Source organism: Mobiluncus mulieris, assembly GCF_014204735.1.
GTDB lineage: Bacteria > Actinomycetota > Actinomycetes > Actinomycetales > Actinomycetaceae > Mobiluncus > Mobiluncus mulieris.
Genome location: NZ_JACHMA010000001.1, coordinates 2390051 through 2413233, shown reverse-complemented (window position 1 = coordinate 2413233; position 23183 = coordinate 2390051). Strand labels below are relative to the sequence as shown.

Here is a 23183-nt window from a genome sequence, read left to right as displayed (position 1 = left end):
ACAAATGGTTATTTTAGCTGTCTACCTGGGGATTTGCGGGGGATGAGACCCGAAGTGGAACCCCACCGGCAGGAATACAAGAGACCTCGTCACATAGCCAGCCTGACTACGGGTAAACTTTTTGTGTGGCAGAAAAGGAAAAATCTTCGGGAACACTCGTGATTGGCTTGGGTCGTTTCGGGTCAGCCGTAGCAATGACACTCAACTCCTTGGAAAGAGAAATCCTCGGAGTAGAATCGGATTCCGCACTGGTGGAACGATTTTCTCCAATTTTCCCCGTGGTGGAAGCCGATGCCTCCCGACTGGATGCCATGGAACAATTTGGTGCCCGGGATTTTTCGGCGGCTGTGGTTGGAGTGGGCGCTCTGGAGGCCTCCGTTCTGATAACCGCCAATCTAGTTGACATCGGTATGGAACAAATCTGGGTCAAAGCAGTCAGCCGTGAACAGGGAAAGATTCTGCGCCGCATCGGAGCCCACCACGTGATTTACCCCGAATTTGATGCCGGAAGACGCACCGCTCACCTGGTTGATGGGCGCATGCTGGATTATGTCGAGATGGATCGCGAGGGATTTTCTATCGTAAAAATGCGTCCCCCCGCAGAAATCCAAGGATTCACCCTAGCAGAATCCGATGTGCGACGTCACTACGGAGTTAATATCCTGGGGGTAATCTCGCCCGGACAGCACTTCGAGTATGCCGGACCAGATACGGTGGTAGCGGCTAATGACCTCATTATCGTATCGGGAGACGGGAAGCTTTTAGATGACTTCGCCAACCGACCCTAGGCATCTTGACGCCGGCCTACAAAACAATTCACCTAGAGGTTGAGCCAAACTGTGGATCCGGGAACCACTTGGTACATCATCGCCACGTATTTCTGGCCAGAAGCCGCCAGTTGCGCCACGCCATCAAAGTTTTCCCCCAGACGCGCAGCATCAAGTTCCACTCCGACATCCGCGCACTCTAAGACGGCTTGAAAGCAAAAATGAATCACGTCGTAATCCTTACGGGCTTCCTCCCAATCGATTCCGAGGAAAATCGCGTCCTTCCCAGAAAGACGCTGGAACTCGGTTTTCACCAGAGGATTGGTGAATTCCAGGGGATAGCGAGTGACTAAATCGACCCAAGCCGTCAGGGAATTGACATTGTAGGCTCGCTCAAAGGGTGGGGCAGGTGGATTCTCGAAACGCTGCGCAGGATTTTCTGGTTGCAGCTCGCATCCCGTCCAATCCGCATCAAATAAATCCACCGTGCACGGGAACTGTACCAAGGGAGCCTCCGGGAAGGACAGTCCCGATGACCAATCCGGCACCGGGGGAGTCGGGCCAATATAGCTAACGATGTAGGGAAAATTTGAGGGATGCGTTCCCGCGTGCGGATCACCGTACCCGGGGATTTTACGTGGCTCACGCACCACCGACTCCACCGTGGAAACAGTGTGCTGGGTTTTTTCGTCCAGGAACGGGATTCGATAGTGCTGCGCCAGGGGATGAAATTCTTGGTTAAGATATTCCAAGGGCGGCAGGCTCAACCAAAAGGATGCGATTTTATCAGCAACTTTCCGACCTCTGATTCCCAGTAACTGGTCACCAACCCGGGGCTGTAAATCCGGGAAAAACGTGTAGGTGACACTAGCGGCAGAAAGTCTTTCTACCAGGTGGGGCAACTGTTCTGGAGAAACACCGTTTCTAAGACCATCAAGAATCTCGCTATATCGCAACCGTAAAGAAGTTATCGCCACATCAGAACCGGGAATATCGCGAACATTAGCCCCGTTTTGCAAGGCTTTTAGGGCACGTTTTTCTTTTTTCGCCTGAGCTCGCGTGTACGCATCCATCATGAGGCGCCTCATGGATTTATCGCCTAGATGCAAACAGAACTGTTCTAAAGGAGTACTGCGGAAAATCTCTTCATACAAATTAGGGAAGGCTACCAACAGCACCCAAAAACGCCGCCATGCCCCCACCTGTGCTTCGAGGTGAGGGAAAATCCAATTCTGGACAGTCATGGTTCCCCTTACGAATACGTCTTGTACGCCTAAAGCCCCCGGTGAGCTTCAGCCGATACTAGGAGTCTCCTCGGGAAATCGTATCACCTTCCGCCTTGTCCTCATGGCCAATGCTGCCCCAAAAGTCATGGTGCCAAGACGACCGGTAAACATCAACAGCGAGAGTAAAATCTTGGCTGAATCCGGCAGGTTATCAGTTATCCCCGTAGAAAGCCCTACAGTGCCAAAAGCGCTGATAACTTCTAAGAGAACTTCCGACAGGGGCAATCCGGTAATCTCTAGCATGATGGTGGTGGCTGCTCCGACAATAACCGCTCCTAGAGCCACCACTGCCACCGCCAAACGTACCGTGCTCGGCCCTATACGACGACCAAAAACTTCTATGTCTCGATCCCCGCGGATTTCGGCCAAAATTGCCAACACCATAACCGCAAAGGTGGTCACCTTAATTCCCCCGCCGGTAGAAGCCGAGCCGCCGCCAATGAACATCATGATGTCATCAATAAACCAGGTGGCTTGGGTAACCTCGGAAAAGTCAACATTAGAAATTCCCAGCGACCGAGCGTTTACTCCATGCAAGACAGTGGCCAAGAACTTCCCCATCGGCTCCAGACGGCCAAAAGTAGCTGGATTATCCCACTCTAAGATAGCTACTATTGCACCCCCCACCACAGTTAACGCCCCGTAGGTAGTCAAAGTCAGCTTGGTGTGCAAACTGAACTTTCGGGGATGTTTCCAATTGCGCGTCACGTCCAGTGCCACCGGGAAGCCCAAGGCTCCAACAGCAGCTCCCACCGTGAGAGGGAAGAAAATGCCAAAGTTGGAGGCAAATTGTTGCATTCCGCCGGGAATAACCACCATGCCACAGTTGTTGAACACACTTATAGCCATGAAAATGGCGTACCAGGCGGATTGTCCAATTCCGTATTTCATGGCCATAAACTGCGGGAAGAACAAGACTGCCATACTCAGTTCCACCGTGATAGACACGAGGACAACCATCTTGATAAGCGAACCTACCTCGCCCAGTTTGGAGTTATTTTCCCCCGCCGCGAGAAGTCGAGCCGACAGACCAATATGGCGCGACACCGCTAGAGAAAGAATCGAAGCGAGAGTCATGACCCCCAGACCCCCGATTTTAATGCCGAACATCAACACCACCAGTCCGAAAGTGGACCAATAGGAATCGGTAGGAACCGTGGTCAGTCCGGTGACGCATACCGCCGAAGTACCGTTGAACAGAGCATCGACAAAACTGGCAGGTCGGGAATCCGCCGTGGAAATTGGTAGCATCAGCAACCCCGTAACCAGGGCAATAATGCAGAAAAAAACCAGTAGGGTGAAACGAGCCGGTTTTTTACGAGCAAAATCGCTCCACCACTTCTGGGTGGTTTCACGCAGTGTCTGCCAGAATCTCACTTTGTCTTGCCTTACTCTCGACACAGCCTCCGGTTTTCCCACCCTGCGGGATGCCCAAGAGCGCTTGTTTTCTCTCCAGATTTAGGTTCTGGGGGTACGCGGTTTTTACGTTACCCGAAGTTACGTCATTTAGGGTAAAAACCAGAGTTTTGAAGGTAGAATACTAACAGTTTGTCCAGAACTAACACTTCTGGGCAAAAAAAGATTATATTTTTAAGGTACAGAAGTTTTCCCTGTGACCAAAGTGGCCGCAGTTAAAGAAGCAACTAGCAAGAGCAGGATGACACGAATGGCGCAAAATCAGGCACCGCGGTTCCTTACTGTAGCCGAAGTAGCGGATTTCCTTCGCGTTTCGAAGATGACGGTATACCGCATGGTACATGCCGGTGAGCTGCCTGCCGTCCGCGTCAAGCGTTCCTTCCGGGTTCCTTTGAAAGCGGTGGAAGAACTCTCTGAGTCCAACCTGGATAGTTGGGTAATTGGAGATGAATCTGAAGCAGCTGCACAGTAGTTCGTTGCGCGTTTTGGTTCTTGTCCTAAAAACTCGTTAGAATTGTTCGGCTGTCTCCCAGCGCAGCAGCATGGTTTTATAAATTAGAGGAGGTCTGCGTGGGTTCTGTAATCAAGAAACGCCGCAAGCGGATGGCAAAAAAGAAGCACCGCAAACTGCTTCGTAAGACTCGCCACCAGCGTCGTAATAAGAAGTAAAGCGAAGTCGAGCCAGGTGAAACACTCCTGGCTCGCTGCTTTTTACTCCCTTCACGGCTAGTAGTCAGTAAGATAATCTTGTGGCTAAAACCGCAGCTTTTTTCGACATAGACGGCACTCTCATCAGGGGTGCTTCTACGTGGTATTTAGCCCGCGATTTGTTTTCTCGGGGCTATTTCGGCCTGGATTTCTTCTTTTTCGCCGCCTGGCAGTCCTTGCTTTACGTGGTTTTTGGTGAAAACAAGCATCGCCTGGCAATGGTCAAAGAGCGTTCCTTACGGATTTTGAAGGGAAAGCTGGAATCTGACCTTATCCTGGTAGGAGAAGAACTCTACGACCGTTTCCTGCAAGAACGCCTCTTCCCCGGCACCTTGGAAATCGTCCAAAAACACCTCGATGCCGGCCACGAAGTTTGGTTGGTTTCTGCCACACCCCGTGAAATTTCCCAACAGATGGCCTATCGACTCGAATTGACCGGAGGATTGGGAACAGTAGTGGAAGTTGACGAAAACGGCCGTTACACCGGGAAAATTCCCCAGTCTTTGCTCCACGGAGCCATGAAGGCACAGGCAGTACGGGATTTGGCGAGAGAACGCCACCTAGACCTGTCTAGTTGCTATGCGTACTCCGATTCCATGTCTGACGAAAAACTGTTCAACCTGGTGGGTCACCCCTGCGTGGTAAACCCGGAATGGAAGCTGCGCAATTTAGCAAAACATCGCCACTGGCCTATTTATGACTTCGCGCGGCGGCGTCCCTCGGTGGCGCTCGCGGCGCGAACTACCCTACTGCCAGCCACCATCGTCGGAAGTGTGTGGACGGCCAAGGTGCTGTGGCGCCACGTACTGAAACGTTTATTCCAGATACCCGTGCGGGTATGGCGACGGCGGCGAAAAAACTAGACAGATTACAAAGGATTCTTGGTAGGAGGATTTTATGCCCATTACTTCAGTTCATGTCATGCGACACGGTGAGGTAGACAATCCTCAGGGTGTCTTATACGAGAGACTCCCTGGTTTCGGATTGACCCAGCGCGGTCGAGAAATGACTTCGATTACGGCAACTTGGCTGGCTGATACCAACCGTGACATTGCAGCAATTTTCGCCTCACCCCTGCAACGTGCCCAAGAGAGCGCGGCTCCCGCCGCCAAGATCTTTAACCTCCCGGTACAAACCGATTCACGTTTAACCGAGGCGGGAAATAAATTTCGAGGGCAACAGATTAACTGCGGCAATATCTTGACTAACCCCCGTTACTGGCCGCGATACTGCGCCCCCTGGTTGCCCAGTTGGGGGGAGCATTTCCGAGATATCGCCTCGAGAATGTTTCGCGCCATCGCCCACGCCCGGGCACACACCCCAGCAGGTAGAGAATGTCTGGTAGTATCCCATCAACTGCCTATCTGGATGCTTCGCCGTCTGGTGGAAGGCAAACCCTTGGTTCACGATCCACGACAGCGCCAGTGCGCCCTGGCCTCGGTGACAAGCCTCCACTTTGATGGATCCACATTAATTGGCTGGGAATACGCTTCGCCGGCAGCAGATTTAGTAGCGGCAGCTAGTGACATGACCCCGGGGAATTCCTCGGCAGCAGTGAACCGAGGAACCCCCAACATTACCGAATAAGCTGCGGGGCGAATTAAGCTATTTTTACTCAAGACACCCCCAAATATCCCAGTGAATGCTAAAATTGTGAAGCTGCAAGCTCGGAGGCAGCTACACTAGGTACTACGAGGAATTGGATGCGCGAAAACTCTATTACGTATGAACAGATGCTGGCGAAAATCAACCCGAAAGTTGGGGGATCCTACGTGTTTGCTTCCCTGGCGGAGCTGCCACCCGATGTCGAGCCGATGGCTTTGATTCGAGAACAGGAGGGCGTTACCGTGGCTCTGAGCTTGGAAGATGCTCAAAAAGTTGGACTGGATTTACAGGAGCTCTACACCATAATTACGCTTTCCGCCCCGGGTTCCCTTGATGTGGTCGGACTGAACTCTGGAATCTCTCAAGTATTGTCAACCCGTTCCATTCCCTCCAATATTTTCTCTGGCATCTATCACACCCACATTTTTGTTCCCTCCGACCGCGTCGAGGAGGCCAAGGCACTCCTCGACGATATTTCCGGTCAAGCTAGGGCGTGGATGAATCACTGAATCCCAGAAATCCCGATTTGAAAAGAGGTGTCAGCCGGTACTTATGAATGCGTCTGCCCGTGACAAACTGAACCTTCATCCCGATCCCTTGGTGCGACTTCCCGACGGCACCATCAAACAGCGTAACCCTCTGACCGGAACCCAAGTGTGGACTGTTCCTGGGCGAAACAAGCGCCCCAATGCGCAGCATAACCGCAGCTCCACTCCCCTCGGGCACACCCTAAAACCTGAAGACTTCACCGCCACCTGCGCGTTTTGTATCGACCGTTACAATGATACTCCGCCAGAAAAATCCCGACTGGTCAAATCTTTAGACGGGCATTTCCATAAGTTGGAGGGTCTACCCGCAAAATCCATGCACGATATGGTGGCAGAATTCCGACGTATCCCCAATCTTTTCGAGATTGTCTCCTATGACTACTGGCACCTGAATCACAACCATTACCCCACGGTGGAGCAAAACCGCCGGATGGCCGCCTATCTAGCTACTCCGGAAGGGTATGACCACGTGTTGCACGTAGTTAAGATGCGACTGCGCGCCTCGGGGGAGGGCGACCCCAATGACCTGCCAGACGAAAAGCTGGTGCAATACGCCAACGGGTTGTTCGCGGGGGGGCACGACGTGATTATCGCCCGACGCCATTATGTAGACGGCGCCACTAGTGACACTCAAAATGCCTCTGCCGGAACCCTGACTGTGGCGGAACACCGCGCCTATACCGGTTACACGATTGACTCCATGCGGGATTTATATAATTTAAACCAATCGGTCAAATACGTCACCGCGTTCCAAAACTGGCTGCGACCCGCCGGAGCCTCATTCGACCACCTCCATAAGCAACTAGTTGCAGTTGATGAATACGGGGTACAAATTGAGCAAGAGGCACAGCGTGTCCAGAAGAACCCCTTGATATACAACCAGATTCTACATTATGCGGCGCATCGTCAAATGGCGGTTTTGGGTAATGAACATGCCATTGGCTTCGCTGATTTCGGGCATCGTTATCCGACCCTCGCAGTGTGGCCGCTGGGATCTGCCTTGTTGCCGTGGGAGTATTCACGCGAACAGGTAGACGGAATCTCGGATGTATTGCATGCTTTCCACTGCGCGCTTGGTCCTGAAATCCCCACTAATGAAGAATGGTATCACCGCCCGGTAGACCTCGAGATTCCCATGCGTTTCCGGATTCTGCTGAAGCGTCGCACCTCGACTATTGCCGGATTCGAGGGAGCCACCCGGATTTACCTCAACTCGGTGGATCCCTGGACGCTTCGAGACGAAATAGTGGAACGACTGGTACAACTACGGGAGGAAGGTTTAATTTCTGACACCCTGGAAATCGGCAGTGAGTACCGGCTTCCAGATAACCCCTTAGGGTAAATTTCCCCCCACAACTCATGAACCCCACCAAAAATCCAAAACACACTACAGTCATCACAAGGAAGGACAGATGAACATTAGCTGGAAAATTGTAAATCTGGGTGCAGTAGCCATGGCGGGACTGCTGAGCGACAGTATCGTGAAACTCGGATGGAAGGTCGCCACCGGCAAAAATCCACCCGAAGACGACGATTTAGAAGTCGGTTTAGCCGAAATTGTCACATTCGCGGTGTTGTCAGGGGTGCTGCTGGCCATAACCAAGCGCTTCACCGTGCAGGCAGCAGCGAAGTGGTACAACAAAAGCCACCCGGTTATTTCCGACACCTACAATATTTAAGCCGGCATCGCTAAAAACGCCTAGAGCGAGACCACGAACTCGTCAGCATCAACAATGACCCCGTTGGTGGCAGCCGCCAGGGGTTTCGCAAGGTTCTCGATTGCCTCGATAATTTTGAGACGATCCAAGCGGTAGGCGCGGCGCGGCTTGTTCATCTCGGTGAGCGCCATATCGGGGGCAATCCAACGCAGATCATAGCTGATTAGACCGTCCTCCCGGTGTCCCAAAGCGGGGGGAATCGCAGTTTCCCCACTGACAATAACGTGAACTGCCGACATCGGGGTGATATCAACGCTGATAGCGTAGGCATCCAAGACCGGCGGCATGGACATAGCTGCCTCATCAAAAGCCTCGGCTTCGGCATGCAGCCAGGCACGTTCGTCGGGGCTGACCCCCTCTTGGGCACGGGCGCGCAATCCGTCGGGGTCATGAGTGGCACGCGCTGCGGCGGTCGTAAGGCGTTGATTACGTCCCGACGAAACATCTCCATCCGGGGCGTTTCCCAGTTCCAGTTTGGCTTGGGGAAACACCTGTTGAGATATCTGGAGGCAGGCGGCCGGCTCCAGCCATACTTCTGAGAACACCCGCATTTCCACCGCCGAATCCGGGTCGGGAACAATAATAGGTCCGGTAGAAAATCGCAGCGCCCCCGCCAAGCGACGCGCCATGCGCCTGGTACCATTTAAAACCTCAAGTTCCAGACCCTCCGGTCCGCCTTCCCGGAAAGCATCCCACAGGGGGTCTCGACCCCACAGCTCCTGCGGGACAGGTTTGCCCCGTAGGGCAGGAACTGAAATGATATAGGCAAATTCCAGGTACAAGGGCAAACCGAGTTTCACAATAGCTTCGGGGGTTAAATGCCACGGCCCGGTCAGGTATGCCCCCGAAGTCAGCTCCAAGAGACCCAATCCCGAGCGGTTGGATTGTGGCCAAATTTGAGCCGCCAAAATGTCGATTTCTTCCGGTAAAACGTCGTCACCCACCACTAAAAGATGGAAGGGTGAGGCGGTTTCTAAATCCAGGGAATCTTGGGGGGAGCTAGGAGAAAGCATCGGCTATTCCTCCGTGATGCCGCGTCCGGATGGCACCTCGACGCGACTGAAATTCAGGTAGGAACGCGAGGCTGTGGGGCCACGCTGTCCTTGGTAGCGCGAACCTTTGGCACCACTGCCGTAGGGGGCTTCGGAGGGGGAAGACATCTGAAAAAAGCACAGTTGCCCAATTTTCATCCCGGGATACAGGGCTATGGGCATGGTGGCGGTATTGGACAGTTCCAGGGTGATGTGCCCGGTGAAACCCGGGTCAATAAAGCCAGCGGTGGAGTGGGTCAGTAATCCCAGGCGCCCCAGCGAGGATTTGCCTTCGAGCCGTGCCGCAATGTTATCGGGGAGTGTGACATGTTCGAAGGTAGAGCCCAGAACGAATTCGCCCGGATGCAGAATCAGGGGTTTGTCCCCTGAGTCGAAGAGCCGGGTGAGTCCCGGTTGTTCCTTGGCGGGGTCAATCATGGCGTACTTGTGGTTATCGAAGAGGCGGAAATACCTGTCGAGACGCACGTCAATGGAAGCGGGCTGTACCATGGTCGAATCCCATGGTTCCAAAATCACGCGTCCCTCGGCAACGAGAGCGCGAATGTCACGGTCTGAAATCAACACGAAACTATGCTACCGGTTGCGGCGCGGTCGGGGGTAACTTCGGGGTGGGGTCGGGGCATTTTGTAGATTTTGCCGTTTCATGAGGTGATTTTGCCCAATACGGGCAAAATGTGACATACTAGGATGGTTCCAAATCGCGGGCGTAGTTCATCGGTAGAACGACAGCTTCCCAAGCTGTAAAGGCGGGTTCGATTCCCGTCGCCCGCTCCACTAAAACCCCAGGTCAAGGCTGTCTTCGGAGGGCTAGAAAAGTGACGTGTGACACACCAGTGATACACCGCACAGAGTCACCGAGGCGACCCTGGAAAAGGGCGCAATCCGGGTTGGGCAAAAGGGGCATGGTCGCGCGAGAATTTCCTGAGCGCAATTATTACGAAGCAGCGCCTGTTCAGGGTCTGTAGACATCGCAACATATTTCCTGGCGACTCATGAACCCGAGTCCCCGGTAAGAGTGAACGGAAGCCCTACACCGGTCAGAAAACCCAAAACGGGCAAGCACAGCCCAGCGCCACCAGTCAGCGCAACCAGGCGGCAGGAATCTCGGCAGGATACTCCTCCCAATAGGCTTCAGCCTCGGCTTCTAACGCCTCACGCTCGGCGAGGCTCGCTTCATCTCGAATAGCCACCGGATGAAAACCTGCTGTTTTGGCAATTCGTACAGCATAGAGCGCGTCTTCAAAAACCCAAATGTCTTCCGGTTTTGCTCCCATAAGCCGGGCGGCCGTCAGAAACATATCCGGTTGACGCTTATGCAACCCGGTCTCACTGGAAGCCAAAATCTTCATAAAATTCTGTTCCAAGCCCAGCCTCGCCAACGCCGGACGAATCAAGGCTTCTGAGCCGGAACTGACAACCGTAAGAGGAATTCCGTGCCGTGTCAAAGCCTTAATAAACTCCCCCGCCCCTGGTTTTAGCCCGACTTTATCGTGATATTCCCGCGCGACTGTTTCATATATTCCCGTGGTAATTTCTTCCACCGTGGAGTCCAGGTTAAACTCGTCGCGAATTACTTGTGCAGACTCCGGCACAGTCATTTCAAAGAACTTAGCCCCTAGCGCCTTGTCTACCTCGATACCCAGTCCAGAAAGGTACCTCGCGGCTGCTTCTCGCCACAGCGGCATCGTATCCAGCAAAGTTCCATCACAATCAAAAATCGCGCCACGAATCATAGCGCTAGAATATCGAAACAACCTGAGTCTTGCCCAATCCGGAGAAAACCAGAACCACCACACCCTACGAAATTAGTGTACCAATAGGTACAATTAAGGTTGCTGCGTATCAAATCCTAGGCGATATCACGAGAATTGATTACCAGCAGTTTCCCCTGCTGGAAAGTAATCTGGGCGTAATCTCCTGTAATTTCATTGCTCACTCCCCTGGTGGCGTTTGGAGTTAGCGTAAAATTGGTCACCTCGTATTTGGCTCCCTCTATGGTCAAACCGACAACATTTTCATTGAAAGCGATTAATCCCATATAGTGATAGCCCCGTGGTTTCACGAGGTGCGTGCCCGGTTCGAGCATGGTTACGTAATTGATACCATCAAAGAAACGGATTCGCGCCTGTCCAACGTACTTAGACAGAATCCCCATATTGCCCATGGTGTGATCTATACGTCCAGAAATTCCTCCCAAGACATCTATGTCACGGAACCCTCTCTCGAAAGCCAAATCGATAGCGGCTTCCGAATCTGTGAGGTCTTTTACCTCGGGAAGAATTACGATTTCAGATGCTACGGGTTCTTGATTGAGAACTTCCCTTTCAGCCTCACTTAGCTGCTCTAAATCCGCAGGGTCAGGCGTGTCTTCACCAGAAGCCAGCAAGTGAGGAGACATCAATTCCAAATCTTCTACAGTTCTGGTTTTCCCTTCACAGCGCCTCAAGATTCCCTCCGGGCGTATAGAAGAATCAAAGTCACCCACATAAATGTCTATCTTCAAGCCCAACTTCCTGGCTATTTTTTGACCGCTATCGGCTGCGATTACGAAATCATAGCCATTAAAATCCAGCCAGGAATCATCCTTCCCCGAAATTTGTACCAATCGGTTTAAAGCATCCGTTACGCCCAAAACTACCAAACAACGAGGGGCTGCAATATCTTTATTCACTTACTACCACCAGTCTATTTACCAAGTTTATTATCGCTAAAAGCGATTCATTCCTTTTTTTGTCTGGAATTTGCACCAGAAGTCTGCTGCCCAGCTCTAGCAGCCACAAAAAGCGAGTTGCGCAGCTCAGCCATAGCATCACTGACCCCACCGGGGTTGGAAGGTAACATCAACGTTTGCGTATTAGAAGCTTTAGCCACTTCCTGCAAAGTATCAAAATACTGGGTGAGCAACAGCATTTCCTGGGCTTCGTTACCGATACCGGCATCGCGCAAGGATTCGTATTGTTCAACCAACCCGTCCACAATCGCCTTGCGCTGCTGGGCGATACCCTCGCCCTGGAGGCGCTTATATTCTGCATCAGCCTCGGCTTGTTTCACAATCTTGATTTTCTCGGCCTCTGCCAGACTAATCGCGGCTTCCCGCTCCCGCTGGGCAGCGTTGATGGAGTTCATGGAGGCACGCACGGTCGGGTCGGGGTTAATATCGGTTACCAGGGTGTTGATAATCGCAAAACCATAGGTTTTCATGGCCGTAGACAAGGTGGTTTCCACGTCCTGGGCAATCTGGTCTTTAGAGGAAAACGCGTCGTCCAAATCCAGTTTGGCCAGCGAGGTGCGCACCCGGTCATAAACATAGGACTGAATCTGGCGTTCCGGGTCAGCCAGGCGGTAATACGAATCCGCCACGTTTTGCACCTGGTATTGCACCGAAACTGGAATCGTGACGAAAACATTGTCCTTGGTTTTGGTTTCAACCACCGAGTCGAGTTGCATAATGCGCAGGGGTACTTTTTTGGCAATACGGTCTACGATGGGAATTTTGATTCGCAATCCCGGTAGGGAAACTTTGTGGAACTTTCCGAAACGTTCGATGATGTAGTTAGTCTGTTGTTTCACCACATACAGCGACCCTTTGGCGAGAAACAGTAGCACTATTATCACAACCAAAGGTACAAAGAATGCGGTAAGCAGGCTGCTGAGTTCGGCTACTTCTTCCATAATTCTCCTCTTTTCCGATAGGTTTGCTCTTTAGCCTATCAACTGGGTTCATGAGGCGCTAGCGGAAATCCCAGTTTCTTCGGGGAAAATCCGACCGGCAGCCCAGATGGCAAAAACCAGCAGTACGCACATCAGCCCGATAGTGAATGCGAAGGAAAAATTGGCGAAACTGGCTGTGAGCGCATAGACAATCCCCGCGTAGGCAATCAAGGAAGAGGAGCCGAAGGTGTCGGCCACCTGGAGCGCGGAAGAAATCTTGCCGTGTTTACTAGCCGGGGTCAACCCCAAAGCGTGCACCGAGGTCGCGGGGAAAATCACTCCGGTAGAAAATCCCGCTAAACACCAACCCACCAGTACCCACCAACCGCCAAATTCGGGGATAACAGACAGCATCGTAATCAAGGTTCCCAGAAGTTGACCGACCGGTCCAATAACTGAGAACCATCGCAGCGGTTTAGTACCGGGACACCGACCTTGAATCCAGGAGCCAATCGCCCATGTGACCCCACTGGCGGTCAGAACTAGCCCCGCGTGGGTCGGATCCCAGCCGTGGATATTCTTTAGCATCAGGGGCAGGAAAGTTTCTACCCCGATAAATGTTCCGTTCAACAAACCACGCAGCGCAATGGTGGCGGGCACACCCCGCCGCACCAAGAATGTACCAGTCGGTACAAGATGGCGGATAGAAAGGAACAGACACACTGATACCCCCAAGGCTAGCACCAAGACATAGATACTAAACTGTTCTGGCTTCAAACCCGAAAGAATCTGGAGTGTCGCAATCAGTACTCCACTGGCCAGGGTGGCGAACATGAAGCGTTTGCGCATTTTCAGAGGCATCTTTTCGTGAATTTGGGGGAATTTCCTGAATTTAACCCATGCCAATGGGAAAAACAGCACCATCACCAACGGGGTTATCCCAAACACCCACCGCCAATGCACGTAATCGACTAAAAAACCGGCAATCAGCGGCCCAAACAGGCTCGGCAGCACCCACGCGATGGCGAAAGCCGCAAAGAAGGCACCTTGTTTCTTGGGGATAACGTAGGAGCCCACCATCACATAGAGCGGCACCAACAGCATCCCGCCCCCCACGCCTTGCAGAGCGCGACCAATTATGAATACCAAAATTCCAGGTGCCAAGGCAGCTACCACCAGTCCCGATAAAAACAGGACAATTCCGATAATGATGACTTGTTGGGGGCCTTTAGCATCCACCCAGGGACCGGCTAAACCGGTGGTAATAAGCTGGGTCGCCAACGGTATTCCCGCCGCCAAAGCGTAGAAACGCTCCCCGTGGAGTGACTCGGCCACAAATGGCATGGCGGTAGCAACCGCGATGGCCTCGAAGGCGACAAAGGTAATCACCCCAACGGCGATAATTTTAAACCAAGCGGCGAGGTGTCCACTGAGATAAAGATTTGGTGTTTCCGGTTGCCTCACACGGATATCTTACAAATTCGGAAGGCTTTTTAACTAACTGGTCTAAAAAATACTCCTTGCCAAAACCGCCTCGTCCGCGCCTTTGGCTTGTGCCAAAATTTCGGGTTCTACCATTCCTAAATCCACCCAGGTTTCCAAGGATTGTTCAGCCTCTTCGACGGTCAACAGACTCATCGCAAATCCGTTTTGAATCAAGACATAATCCCCCACCTTAGCCTCGGGCACATAGGCCAGGCAGACATCTTGAATCTGTCCGACTACGTCGATACGCCCCATGGGCATCGGCCCGTCACCTATTGAAAGAATTCGACAAGGTACCCCCACGCACATTCTGTTTTCCTCCCTTTTGTGACTCCAAATCACTTTATGATTCATTAACAATATCCAGTTTTAATCCCATCTGCCCGGGTGGTGCCGAGCTGATAGGCAAGCACGGATCGGCTTCCCGAATCGATTGTTCCAAAGCCGCCTCACGTCGAGTCTCGTCGGTGTCACCGGTAGTAGCGGCCGTCAAGAGTGCCGCCAACCACGGTTCGTTTTGAGCGGTGGGGGTCAGGATTACCGCGCGAGTAATAATCCCCTCGGCATTGACTTCGTAGGTATGCGCGAGAATACCCCTCGGCCCGTCCACTAATCCGGTGGATATTCCCGCCTGCCATTGCTTAGTTGTTGACGCCTGCTCGTCTAGATGGTAATTTTCGCTCGTTTTCATGAGTTGCGAGACTATTTCTCCGCTTAGTTCCAATACATGCAAGCTAATAATGGCGCGAGCCAGGGCGGCATCTGGTGGTGCTGATAACCACTGTGCCTGGAGACTCGCAGCCCGGGGCGTGGAAACTTTTCCCACCGACAATTGCGCCACCGGCCCTACCCGATAGCGACCCATTTTTTTACCAAGCGTTACAATATAGGGTCGCGGGGCAGGACTCCCAGGAATTTCTTCGGCGATTTTTTCCGGCCACTGGGAAAAGTCAAAATCCTCGAGAACTTCCCCATTGTGAGCTATGCGAACCCGGGTGCCAAACACGTCGGGATATCCTGAATCGTCAATCAAAGCCACATCAGCAAAAGGCATCTCGGTTTGTACTTGGGTGCCTCTGCCCTGGTTTTGTAACGCCACTGCCACCCGCTGCGCGGCCGCACACGCCGTTTCGAGGCCGTCTGCCACCACCTGCAAATCCTCCAGTTTCGGCTCCACTTGAATCCCTCCGGGAGTGGCGGTGTCGGGGAAGTGACCCGGAGAACCCGCCCCGGTAAGCATCTGTTTGGAAAACTGTTTCAAAGTTATTCCCGCTTCACGATCCACAGCGATGAAACGCAAGGAATGCGCCTCAATCATAGATCCGTAGTGTAACAAGCGACGCACCATCTCAGCATAGGATTTCACCCGAACCCCCACTAAACCATCCAAGGCTCGGGTTCCCGCCAGGTGGTGCGCTACCGGACAGAGTCCACACAGCCGTTCGGTCATCTTAAGAGCCTCGGCTGCTGATTTACCCACCAAGAGGCTTTCTACCCGCGGCAAGCCCTGCAGGTCGAAGCGAGCGTGTCGGTGCCCCTTGGTATCGACACTGACAGTGATGTGTCCCTCGGTGGGATCAATAATTTCGTTAAGGTTGATTTTCATGGTTTCCCCTTGGAAAATATGGTTATGCACGAACTAGGTTTGCTCACAGCAGTGGTGGAGGCCATCTTGCAAGCGGCAGACACTGCCTCGGCCAGCAAGGTAAACGAGGTCTCGTTGAAAGTGGGCACCTTGAGCGGAGCTGTGCCCGAAGCACTTTACGGGGCGTGGCCAATAGCCACCGACCGTACTATCTGCGAGGATGCCCAACTGCGACTGAATGTTATTCCCGCCACGGTTTACTGCTCGAAGTGCCGGCAAAACGTCACGATAGACGAATTTTTCGCCTTGCTTTGCCCAGTGTGTGCTACCCCGACGGGGCAACTCGCCACGGGTCGGGAATTCGAAATCGAATGGGTGGAGTGGGATTGCCCCGACACGGTCGGTGCACCTGCAGCCGGTACTGATACCGGCTCGATGCTGGCCACCACTAACACCTCGAAACTGGACTGACCGTTTTAAATCATACGTTCCAGTTTTAGCCCAGCCATTCATCCAACACATCCACCGCATATTGTACCGCTTGTTCCAAACCGAAGGCTGCTTCACGACTCATCCCCAGCCTAAGCTCTACCTTGGCACCAACAACCCCCACCACTTCGATTACCTCTGGTTCCCGTTTAGTTAGACGTGCCGCCGTTAGCACATCTAACAAGCCCACCTGGTGGGGAGAAAGCTTCATGGAAAGCAGGCGTGGCACATGGTCACCTTGTAAACGTAAAGCCTGACCCGGAGGACGTGAATCCCCCGGAGCAATAGAGTCCAGAATTAACAGCCGCGAAGATTCTTGAACGACCGGTACAAGTTCCATACCGCTGATTCCACCCTCGACAAAAGCCAGTTCACCGCGCTGCACGGCCGCATCCCAAGAAGGACGCTGCCTAAGCATTCCTTGCAGTCGCGATAAAATCTCAAGCCCAATCCGATCGTCGCCCATAATCGAGTTTCCCACCGCTAACACGGTGTGTTTCGCCCCAGCCCAGATTGTACTGGGCGTTCCAGAGAACCCGGGATTGGGTCGTCCCACGGGACTGGGCACCGTGCTGACTGGCATCTCATGAACCGGCATAACAAACACCCTACAGTTCCGGCGCGTCAACGGGACGAGAGGTGCGGCGCATCCATACCCCACCACTAATCATGGCGGAAACCCCACCGTGACGCTCCAAAGAATCCGCCCGGAACGCCAGGTAAATATGAGCAATCACGAACCACCAGAACAGGAACATTATCATCACATGAAGCAAACGCATGATGGGAATCCCGAACCAACTGCAGGGCAACGCTATAAAAGCCCACACTGGATTGGACATGTGATAAAGCGCATAGAGCGACAGCCCGATGAGCATCTGGAGGGCACCCACTATGTAGATAGACGTATAGGTCAACTGCTGCAAAGGATTATGCGCCACATACAGTGGGCCTTCCTTGCGCAGAAACGTATAGAAACCCAGGGTGCGACCCAGATTCTTCATATCCTCTTTGCTGTGAATCGGCCAGAAAGTCTCCCAGCGCATGTAGCGATCCTTCGAAAAGAAAGCGATAAAAGCCCGCGCCAATCCCACTGCAATCCATATAAACCCACAGGAAAAGTGGATGAAACGCATCCACCCCATAAGGAACCCGGTTTCAATTCCCCTAAAGAACGTGTCACCGAAGAAGGGATCCATGATGTAGTATCCCGTTACCGACAGCAGCACAATCAGCACCACATTCAGCCAATGCAGGAAACGCAAACCGGCCGACCACAGCTGCAAGCGCACCCAGTCGTCCGAAGTGGGGGTTAAGTCTTCGTCCTGCAAGCCCGTCCCTACCGGGCGTACATTGACGAAGCCCTCCATCCGAAAGGCTCCCAGCTCGCCGTTATCCCCCACCGTGGCGGAAGCCACCGCCAGACAACGATACCCGCGAGACCCTGCCATCTGGGCATTTTTTCGCAGTAAGATGCGGTCTTGGTGGCTGGGTTTAGCCACGTTCATCACCGACTCTAAGTCACCGCGAATAATGACAGTTTTCTCGGCAGGAGAATCCTTAGTACGTTGAAAACCGTGTACCCGCGCCAGAGAATAACGGCGGTCTTTGGCCGGATCGAAGTCCTCGCGGGAAACACCTGTTTCCGGCGCGCCGTGGCGAAACAGGAAACGCAGCGAGTTTCTAAGCGCCACATCCACCGGATCGGTGCTGTCAGCCGGGCTTACAGCCGCCATCGTCAGCAGGCGCCGCAAGGACAAACCCCCTACGCTCAGGCCACCGCCGACTTCTACCCCGGGTTTGCGTTTTTCGCGGGATTGTTCTCCACTGGAAAAGAACTCTACCTGCCGTTGTGGGACATAGTTAGAGTTGCGATTGGTACTTTCATCGGGCCTCATGAGGTAACCACCTTGGTTACCTCATTGCCGTCCACATCCAAAACATGCACCCCACAAGACATGCACGGGTCATAGGAATGAACCGTACGCAAAGCTTCGAGAGGTTCTTTGGGATTCACCAGGGGATGCTCCCCCGTAGCCATGAGGGACTCTTCATACGGGCCGGGCACCCCGTTCGCGTCGCGTCCCCCCGCCAGCCAGGTCGTTGGCACCACCGCCTGGTAGTTTCGCACTTTGCCGTTCTTGATAGTTACCCAATGGGACAGATTGCCCCTCGCCACCTCGATTAGGGAAAATCCCGAGCATTCCTCGGGCCAGCTCTTGGGTTCCCAACGGCTGGGGTCAAAAACATCAATATTGCCGTTCTTAATGTTTTCTTGCAAAGCCAGATAGTCATCCATCAGATGCGAGGCAGAAAGTACCGCTTCGGCGGCGCGCGCAAGTGTCCGACCCATAGTGGAGTTGAGCTGCGTTACCGTAATACCGAGTTTTTCTGTGGCCGCATTAACCAGTTTCACGGTGGGTTCATAGCCTTGCGCATAGGACAACATGATGCGGGCGATAGGGCCGACCTGCATCGGTTTGCCGTCATAGCGCGGTGCCTTGCTCCAGGTGTACTTATCATTATCACCCAGCCATTTGAATGGCGGTTTTGGCCCGGTGTACTTTACAATGGTTTCCCCCTTGTCTGGGGTCAGGCCTTTATCATCTCCCACCGAGTATTCATACCAAGCTGAAGTGACAAATTCCTCGATTTTCTTGGGATTGAAGGGTAGGATCTGGCCGAGGTTTCCATCCATGATGACCCCCGGTTTTACTTCGTCGTGTCCGTGTCCGCGTCCGTATCCGGAAATGCGCGCTTCGCTCGGATCGCCTCCAAACATTGAACCGGCTAATCCTACGGCCAGGTAGTTGGGATGCGTCGCCCCGATATCGAAGTAATCCTTGTAAACCCCCGCCACCGCCAGCACGTCCGGGTAATAGCAGTCGTTTACGAATTCAATAGTTTCTTCAATCCAGGTGCGTACCTGATCCATCTGGACTTGGTTGATGGACTCGGAAGAATCCGGGTCAATGGAGCACGCCATTCCACCCACCAAAAAGTTCGGGTGGGGGTTTTTCCCACCAAAAACCGTGCAAATTCGAATCATAGAACGTTGAAATTCCAAGGCATCCAGGTAGTGTGCCACGCACATTAGATCCGCTTCGGGGGGTAAGCGATAGTCCGGGTGATCCCAGTACCCCCCGGTGAACACCGAGAGCTGTCCGGATTCCAAAACCTGTTGGATGGTTTGGCGCACCTCGGTAAAGCGTTTCAAGTTATTACCCCGCCACTTCGACCCGATGGAATGCGCAAACTCCAAGGTTTTTTCGGGGTCTGCCTTAGCCGCATTGGGCACGTTCACGAAGTCCAAGGCGTGGAGGTGATAGAAATGAATCACGTGGTCTTGCACCTCTTGGGATCCCATAACCAATCCGCGAATCAGCCGGGCATTGTCCGGAATCTTCGACCCGATTGCGTTTTCCACAGCCGTTACCGAGGCAATAGCGTGAACAGAGGTGCACACTCCGCAAATGCGCTGTACAAAGGCCCATACGTCACGTGGGTCTCGGTTTTCCACGATTTTTTCCAGGCCACGAAACTGGGTGGATTCACTCCAGGCTTTTTTGATTTTCCCGTTTTCTTCTTCCAGTTCTATACGTAGGTGTCCCTCGATACGGGTCAAAGGGTCGATTACTACCTTTTGGGTCGCCATGGCTCTAGTCCTCGCTATTCTTCGGGTCGGTGTTGCTGCTAGGGGTTGGGGTGTTGTTGGCAGGTTTCTCCGAGGATTCATGAGGGGCATCCCCGAAAGCTGCCATCGGTGAATTCGCGGTGGCTCTGCGATCTGCGGCCGCTCGCGCGGCCGTAATCCCGGCATGTACTGCCACTCCCCCGGCCACCAAGGCGGTCATGCCCCAACCGATTTGCTCGGCAGTGGCTTCAATCCCGAAGCCGGTCACATTTGGCAGCTTGCTGTAGAAAGGCGTGAAACGGTCATAGAAGTCCCTTTCGGTGCAACCGATGCACGGGTGACCGGCACCGATGGGCCAGCCTGATTTGAGGTTCCACTGCACAATGGGACAAGGACTGAAAGTGGATGGCCCTTTACATCCCACGTCGTACAGACACCAGCCTTCGCGGGCTCCAGCATCGTCAAATGTACGCACAAACTGTCCCGCATCGAAGTGGGGGCGTCGGGGGCAAGAATCGTGGATTCGCTGGCCATAGGCGAAGAGTGGACGACCTTCGGCATCGAGTTCCGGGGCTTTACCTTTGGTCAAGATATAGGCCAGGGTAGCGGTAATCACCTCGCCGATAGGGGGACAACCAGCGACGTTAATCACCGGCTTATCTTTGATGATTTCATCCACTCCCACAGCTCCGGTGGGGTTGGGGCGAGCGGCTTGTACCGAACCATAAACCGCACAGGCACCCACCGCCAGAATCATCGACGCATTTTCGGCAGATTCCTCGAGAACCTGTTGGGCGGATTTACCGCCGATAGTGCAGTAGATCCCACCATCTTTGACTGGGATAGAGCCGTTTACCACCAGAATATGGTCTTGGGCATTGACTTCCTCCAGAGCTTTCTCGGCAGCCTCCCCGGAGGCCGCCATTACCAGTTCGTTGTAGTTCACGGAGAGCAGATTCAGCACGACCTCTTCCACGGTAGTACCGCCACTGCGCAGCGTGGATTCCATACAGCCGGTGCATTCTTGGAGTTGCAGCCACGCCACCAGTGGCTTTTTCACCTCACCCAAAACTTTGGCGATATGCTCGGTGCTAGGTCTCAAGGCCTTCGCATTGGCCATCACCGGCGTACCCACCGCGAATATCGCGGCTAGCGAAGAACAAAACTTCATGAAATCACGCCGCGAAACACCGGCTTTAGCGATATTCTCGGCCAAAGTCCCTTCACGCCAGGGCTCTAAGCTGTAGGTCACTTCTTTATGTCCTTTCCCCGTGTCCTTGTTGCCGACACATGCCACTACCCGATTTTATGATAACTTATAAAACTTTGCCAAATGGTCAGTATAATGTAATAGTATCGAATTGTGCTAAGCAAAGGCTTACAATAGCGCAGTTTTAACCAAGGAGAGTATCATGACCTTGCAAGCTCAAAACCAGACGCAAAGGATTTTCTTGCCTGTCTTAAGGAAAGCATCTAATGACTGAAATCAAAATATCAGATAAACTGAGCGCTTCCTTGACGAATCTGGGGGTGGACAATCCACGCGGTGAAGTCTGTATCACCTGTTCTGACGAGGCTCGCCCCCTCGAGATTCTTGATGTTTCCCCAGATATGACCACCGCTGTGGCTCGGAGTGAAAGTGGCAAGGAAACCGTGGATGTGAGCCTGGTCGCCCCGGTAGCGCCCGGGGATAAAATCCTGGTTCACGCCGGACTGGCAATTACAAAAGTGGAGGCATGATGGTTCGAGCTGCTGATGAAGCGGAAGTGCTGGGTCGTATCGAAAAGGTGCGCGCTAGAGGAGACAAACTCAAAGACGACTTCGTCACCCTGGCTCACGGTGCCGGAGGCAAAGCTTCTGCCCAACTCGTTGACCAGGTTTTCGTCGCGGAATATGGCAACGATACCCTCAACGAGCTGACCGATGCCGGGGTGATGAATCTGACGGACTTGGCGCAACAGGCTGGCTGTTCATTAGGTGCTGGCGAAAAACTAGCCTTTTCCACGGATTCCTACGTGGTGAATCCGATTTTCTTCCCCGGCGGTTCAATTGGCGACCTGGCGGTTAACGGCACAATCAATGACCTCTCGGTTTCCGGGGCGGTACCCTTTGGAATTTCCGCCGCTTTTGTTATCGAAGAAGGCTTGGAAATCGAAGTATTACGCCGGGTAGTGGCTGATATGCACCATGCGGCCGACCGAGCTGGAGTCAAAATTGTAACGGGCGATACAAAAGTAGTATCCAAAGGAGCGGCCGATAGACTCTTCATCACCACCGCCGGGGTGGGAATTGTCCCCCCCGAGGTGAATCTGGGAGCCTCACTGGTTACCGATGGTGACGCGATTATTATTTCCGGTCCTATTGCCGACCACGGCATGGCAGTGATGTTGGCACGTGGGGATTTAGCCATAGCCGCCCCAATCGAAACCGACTCCCGGGCGGTAAACCACCTAACCCAAGCGCTACTCAAAGCCGCCCCAAACACCCGGTGGATGCGTGATGCCACCCGGGGAGGTCTGGCCACGGTACTAAACGAACTGGCTCGAACCTCGGGCAAGGGCGTGGCCGTGTACGAAGAAAAACTGGTGGTACACGAGATGACTCGAGGAGCCTGCGACATCCTAGGTATCGACCCGCTGTATGTCGCCAATGAAGGAATGTTTGTATCAATCGTTCCAGAATCGGAAGCCGCAGCGGCACTCGCCGCTATCCAAGCGTTACCTGGGGGGGAATCGAGCGCGATTGTCGGCAAGATTGTCCCCCAACCTGCTTCCGCAGTAGTGATGGTCACCGGCTTCGGGGGCACCCGCATGGTGGATACCCTGGTGGGAGACCCCCTTCCCAGAATATGTTAAATTGTTCAGTAAACTAGGAAAAGGAGACCCAAATGTGCTTAGGGGTACCGGCTCAAATCGTGGATTTTGAGAAAGCCGCGCAACGTATCGCGACTGTGTCGATATCGGGGGTAAACCGCGAAATTTCCGTTGACCTCATGTCCGGGGAAACTCTCGACGTTGGGGATTGGGTTTTGGTGCATGTCGGCTTTGCTCTGGCCAAGATTGATGCTGCGGAAGCGGCCGCCACTCTAGACCAAATCAAAAAACTCGGGGGTGACACTTTCGAATCCGAGCTGGATTCATTCGCGACTTCCGCCATAAGTTAGCCTCGCGACTCATGAACCCACCCCAAATAACTGCACTCGAGGCCACCGAACCCAAACCACCAAACCAAGGCCGAAC

At 53.3% G+C, this 23183-nt stretch carries 26 protein-coding genes and 1 tRNA gene; 13 read left to right on the top strand and 14 right to left on the bottom strand.

Annotation, left to right across the window (positions count from 1 at the left end):
* Positions 1-125 precede the first annotated feature (125 nt).
* Positions 126-788, top strand: coding sequence for a potassium channel family protein (locus tag F4555_RS10590; protein ID WP_004013918.1), 663 nt, complete (start codon positions 126-128; stop codon positions 786-788).
* A gap of 32 nt (positions 789-820) precedes the next feature.
* Here F4555_RS10590 and F4555_RS10585 read toward each other — a convergent pair whose 3' ends face one another.
* Both F4555_RS10585 and F4555_RS10580 read right to left on the bottom strand, forming a co-directional pair.
* Positions 821-2011 carry a hypothetical protein gene (locus F4555_RS10585; RefSeq protein ID WP_004013366.1) on the bottom strand — a complete coding sequence of 397 codons (1191 nt, stop codon included), beginning with the start codon at positions 2009-2011 and terminating at the stop codon, positions 821-823.
* 48 nt (positions 2012-2059) lie between these two features.
* Positions 2060-3430 carry a TrkH family potassium uptake protein gene (locus F4555_RS10580; protein ID WP_004013921.1) on the bottom strand — a complete coding sequence of 457 codons (1371 nt, stop codon included), beginning with the start codon at positions 3428-3430 and terminating at the stop codon, positions 2060-2062.
* Positions 3431-3719: 289 nt separating this feature from the next.
* Here F4555_RS10580 and F4555_RS10575 point away from each other — a divergent pair, with 289 nt between their 5' ends.
* The 7 genes from F4555_RS10575 (at position 3720) to F4555_RS10545 (ending at position 8009) form a co-directional block, all read left to right on the top strand.
* Positions 3720-3941: a helix-turn-helix domain-containing protein gene (locus tag F4555_RS10575; RefSeq protein ID WP_004013368.1), complete on the top strand. Its 222-nt coding sequence runs from the start codon at positions 3720-3722 to the stop codon at positions 3939-3941.
* A 98-nt stretch (positions 3942-4039) separates the two neighbouring features.
* The gene (locus F4555_RS10570; protein ID WP_003792170.1) at positions 4040-4138 is read left to right on the top strand and encodes a 30S ribosomal protein bS22; all 99 of its coding nucleotides are present in this window, start codon (positions 4040-4042) and stop codon (positions 4136-4138) included.
* Positions 4139-4218: 80 nt separating this feature from the next.
* A complete protein-coding gene (locus tag F4555_RS10565) occupies positions 4219-5040 on the top strand; it encodes an HAD family hydrolase (RefSeq protein ID WP_004013369.1) in 822 nt (273 codons plus the stop codon).
* Between the two features lie 34 nt (positions 5041-5074).
* On the top strand, positions 5075-5764 hold the full coding sequence (locus tag F4555_RS10560; protein WP_103758784.1) for a histidine phosphatase family protein: 690 nt from the start codon (positions 5075-5077) through the stop codon (positions 5762-5764).
* Positions 5765-5880: 116 nt separating this feature from the next.
* On the top strand, positions 5881-6291 hold the full coding sequence (locus F4555_RS10555; RefSeq protein ID WP_004013371.1) for an ACT domain-containing protein: 411 nt from the start codon (positions 5881-5883) through the stop codon (positions 6289-6291).
* 43 nt (positions 6292-6334) lie between these two features.
* The gene (locus tag F4555_RS10550) at positions 6335-7672 is read left to right on the top strand and encodes a DUF4921 family protein (RefSeq protein WP_004013372.1); all 1338 of its coding nucleotides are present in this window, start codon (positions 6335-6337) and stop codon (positions 7670-7672) included.
* A gap of 70 nt (positions 7673-7742) precedes the next feature.
* Entirely contained in the window at positions 7743-8009 is a 267-nt protein-coding gene (locus F4555_RS10545; RefSeq protein WP_004013373.1) for a DUF4235 domain-containing protein, read from the top strand.
* A gap of 20 nt (positions 8010-8029) precedes the next feature.
* On the opposite strand, the gene F4555_RS10540 is transcribed toward F4555_RS10545, so the two are convergent.
* Positions 8030-9061, bottom strand: coding sequence for a hypothetical protein (locus F4555_RS10540; protein WP_004013374.1), 1032 nt, complete (start codon positions 9059-9061; stop codon positions 8030-8032).
* 3 nt (positions 9062-9064) lie between these two features.
* Positions 9065-9664 carry a dCTP deaminase gene (gene dcd, locus F4555_RS10535; protein ID WP_004013375.1) on the bottom strand — a complete coding sequence of 200 codons (600 nt, stop codon included), beginning with the start codon at positions 9662-9664 and terminating at the stop codon, positions 9065-9067.
* 136 nt (positions 9665-9800) lie between these two features.
* Here dcd and F4555_RS10530 point away from each other — a divergent pair.
* Positions 9801-9874 (top strand) — tRNA-Gly (locus tag F4555_RS10530).
* Between the two features lie 305 nt (positions 9875-10179).
* Here the strand turns inward: F4555_RS10530 and F4555_RS10525 are convergent.
* From F4555_RS10525 to F4555_RS10500, 6 genes are all read right to left on the bottom strand, one after another.
* A complete protein-coding gene (locus tag F4555_RS10525) occupies positions 10180-10833 on the bottom strand; it encodes an HAD family hydrolase (RefSeq protein WP_004013376.1) in 654 nt (217 codons plus the stop codon).
* 116 nt (positions 10834-10949) lie between these two features.
* Positions 10950-11771 (bottom strand): thiamine diphosphokinase, encoded by an 822-nt coding sequence (locus tag F4555_RS10520; RefSeq protein WP_004013377.1) that lies wholly within the window; start codon positions 11769-11771, stop codon positions 10950-10952.
* A 47-nt stretch (positions 11772-11818) separates the two neighbouring features.
* On the bottom strand, positions 11819-12772 hold the full coding sequence (locus F4555_RS10515; protein WP_004013378.1) for an SPFH domain-containing protein: 954 nt from the start codon (positions 12770-12772) through the stop codon (positions 11819-11821).
* A gap of 48 nt (positions 12773-12820) precedes the next feature.
* The gene (locus F4555_RS10510) at positions 12821-14215 is read right to left on the bottom strand and encodes an MFS transporter (protein ID WP_004013379.1); all 1395 of its coding nucleotides are present in this window, start codon (positions 14213-14215) and stop codon (positions 12821-12823) included.
* A 42-nt stretch (positions 14216-14257) separates the two neighbouring features.
* Positions 14258-14545: a HypC/HybG/HupF family hydrogenase formation chaperone gene (locus F4555_RS10505; RefSeq protein ID WP_081443335.1), complete on the bottom strand. Its 288-nt coding sequence runs from the start codon at positions 14543-14545 to the stop codon at positions 14258-14260.
* A gap of 34 nt (positions 14546-14579) precedes the next feature.
* Complete coding sequence (locus F4555_RS10500; RefSeq protein ID WP_036342760.1) at positions 14580-15842, bottom strand: nickel-dependent hydrogenase large subunit; 1263 nt, start codon at positions 15840-15842, stop codon at positions 14580-14582.
* Positions 15843-15866: 24 nt separating this feature from the next.
* On the opposite strand from F4555_RS10500, the gene F4555_RS10495 reads away from it, so the two are divergent.
* Positions 15867-16292, top strand: a complete 426-nt coding sequence (locus F4555_RS10495) for a hydrogenase maturation nickel metallochaperone HypA/HybF (RefSeq protein WP_004013927.1) — start codon at positions 15867-15869, stop codon at positions 16290-16292.
* Between the two features lie 25 nt (positions 16293-16317).
* On the opposite strand, the gene F4555_RS10490 is transcribed toward F4555_RS10495, so the two are convergent.
* Genes F4555_RS10490 through F4555_RS10475 form a run of 4 tightly spaced genes read right to left on the bottom strand, consistent with a single transcriptional unit; the run spans position 16318 to position 21241 of the window.
* On the bottom strand, positions 16318-16908 hold the full coding sequence (locus tag F4555_RS10490; protein WP_004013383.1) for a hydrogenase maturation protease: 591 nt from the start codon (positions 16906-16908) through the stop codon (positions 16318-16320).
* Between the two features lie 10 nt (positions 16909-16918).
* Positions 16919-18208, bottom strand: coding sequence for a Ni/Fe-hydrogenase, b-type cytochrome subunit (gene cybH, locus F4555_RS10485; RefSeq protein WP_004013384.1), 1290 nt, complete (start codon positions 18206-18208; stop codon positions 16919-16921).
* On the bottom strand, positions 18205-19965 hold the full coding sequence (locus F4555_RS10480; RefSeq protein ID WP_004013385.1) for a nickel-dependent hydrogenase large subunit: 1761 nt from the start codon (positions 19963-19965) through the stop codon (positions 18205-18207). The genes cybH and F4555_RS10480 overlap by 4 nt, the downstream gene beginning before the upstream one ends.
* Positions 19966-19969: 4 nt before the next feature.
* Positions 19970-21241 (bottom strand): hydrogenase small subunit, encoded by a 1272-nt coding sequence (locus F4555_RS10475; RefSeq protein ID WP_004013386.1) that lies wholly within the window; start codon positions 21239-21241, stop codon positions 19970-19972.
* A 179-nt stretch (positions 21242-21420) separates the two neighbouring features.
* On the opposite strand from F4555_RS10475, the gene F4555_RS10470 reads away from it, so the two are divergent.
* Genes F4555_RS10470 through F4555_RS10460 form a run of 3 tightly spaced genes read left to right on the top strand, consistent with a single transcriptional unit; the run spans position 21421 to position 23107 of the window.
* Entirely contained in the window at positions 21421-21684 is a 264-nt protein-coding gene (locus F4555_RS10470; RefSeq protein ID WP_004013387.1) for a HypC/HybG/HupF family hydrogenase formation chaperone, read from the top strand.
* Positions 21681-22799 carry a hydrogenase expression/formation protein HypE gene (gene hypE / locus F4555_RS10465; protein WP_004013388.1) on the top strand — a complete coding sequence of 373 codons (1119 nt, stop codon included), beginning with the start codon at positions 21681-21683 and terminating at the stop codon, positions 22797-22799. The genes F4555_RS10470 and hypE overlap by 4 nt, the downstream gene beginning before the upstream one ends.
* Positions 22800-22831: 32 nt before the next feature.
* Positions 22832-23107 (top strand): HypC/HybG/HupF family hydrogenase formation chaperone, encoded by a 276-nt coding sequence (locus F4555_RS10460; protein ID WP_004013389.1) that lies wholly within the window; start codon positions 22832-22834, stop codon positions 23105-23107.
* Positions 23108-23183 lie beyond the last annotated feature (76 nt).

Coding starts and splice junctions, on each gene's coding strand:
- F4555_RS10545 (WP_004013373.1), top strand. CDS start 7,743: ATGAACATTAGCTGGAAAATTGTAAATCTGGGTGCAGTAGCCATGGCG.
- cybH (WP_004013384.1), bottom strand. CDS start 18,208: ATGAGGCCCGATGAAAGTACCAATCGCAACTCTAACTATGTCCCACAA.
- F4555_RS10555 (WP_004013371.1), top strand. CDS start 5,881: ATGCGCGAAAACTCTATTACGTATGAACAGATGCTGGCGAAAATCAAC.
- F4555_RS10575 (WP_004013368.1), top strand. CDS start 3,720: ATGGCGCAAAATCAGGCACCGCGGTTCCTTACTGTAGCCGAAGTAGCG.
- F4555_RS10460 (WP_004013389.1), top strand. CDS start 22,832: ATGTGCTTAGGGGTACCGGCTCAAATCGTGGATTTTGAGAAAGCCGCG.
- F4555_RS10585 (WP_004013366.1), bottom strand. CDS start 2,011: ATGACTGTCCAGAATTGGATTTTCCCTCACCTCGAAGCACAGGTGGGG.
- F4555_RS10515 (WP_004013378.1), bottom strand. CDS start 12,772: ATGGAAGAAGTAGCCGAACTCAGCAGCCTGCTTACCGCATTCTTTGTA.
- F4555_RS10540 (WP_004013374.1), bottom strand. CDS start 9,061: ATGCTTTCTCCTAGCTCCCCCCAAGATTCCCTGGATTTAGAAACCGCC.
- F4555_RS10480 (WP_004013385.1), bottom strand. CDS start 19,965: ATGGCGACCCAAAAGGTAGTAATCGACCCTTTGACCCGTATCGAGGGA.
- F4555_RS10505 (WP_081443335.1), bottom strand. CDS start 14,545: ATGTGCGTGGGGGTACCTTGTCGAATTCTTTCAATAGGTGACGGGCCG.
- F4555_RS10560 (WP_103758784.1), top strand. CDS start 5,075: ATGCCCATTACTTCAGTTCATGTCATGCGACACGGTGAGGTAGACAAT.
- F4555_RS10550 (WP_004013372.1), top strand. CDS start 6,335: ATGAATGCGTCTGCCCGTGACAAACTGAACCTTCATCCCGATCCCTTG.
- F4555_RS10500 (WP_036342760.1), bottom strand. CDS start 15,842: ATGAAAATCAACCTTAACGAAATTATTGATCCCACCGAGGGACACATC.
- F4555_RS10495 (WP_004013927.1), top strand. CDS start 15,867: ATGCACGAACTAGGTTTGCTCACAGCAGTGGTGGAGGCCATCTTGCAA.
- F4555_RS10525 (WP_004013376.1), bottom strand. CDS start 10,833: ATGATTCGTGGCGCGATTTTTGATTGTGATGGAACTTTGCTGGATACG.
- hypE (WP_004013388.1), top strand. CDS start 21,681: ATGATGGTTCGAGCTGCTGATGAAGCGGAAGTGCTGGGTCGTATCGAA.
- F4555_RS10470 (WP_004013387.1), top strand. CDS start 21,421: ATGACTGAAATCAAAATATCAGATAAACTGAGCGCTTCCTTGACGAAT.
- F4555_RS10490 (WP_004013383.1), bottom strand. CDS start 16,908: ATGCCGGTTCATGAGATGCCAGTCAGCACGGTGCCCAGTCCCGTGGGA.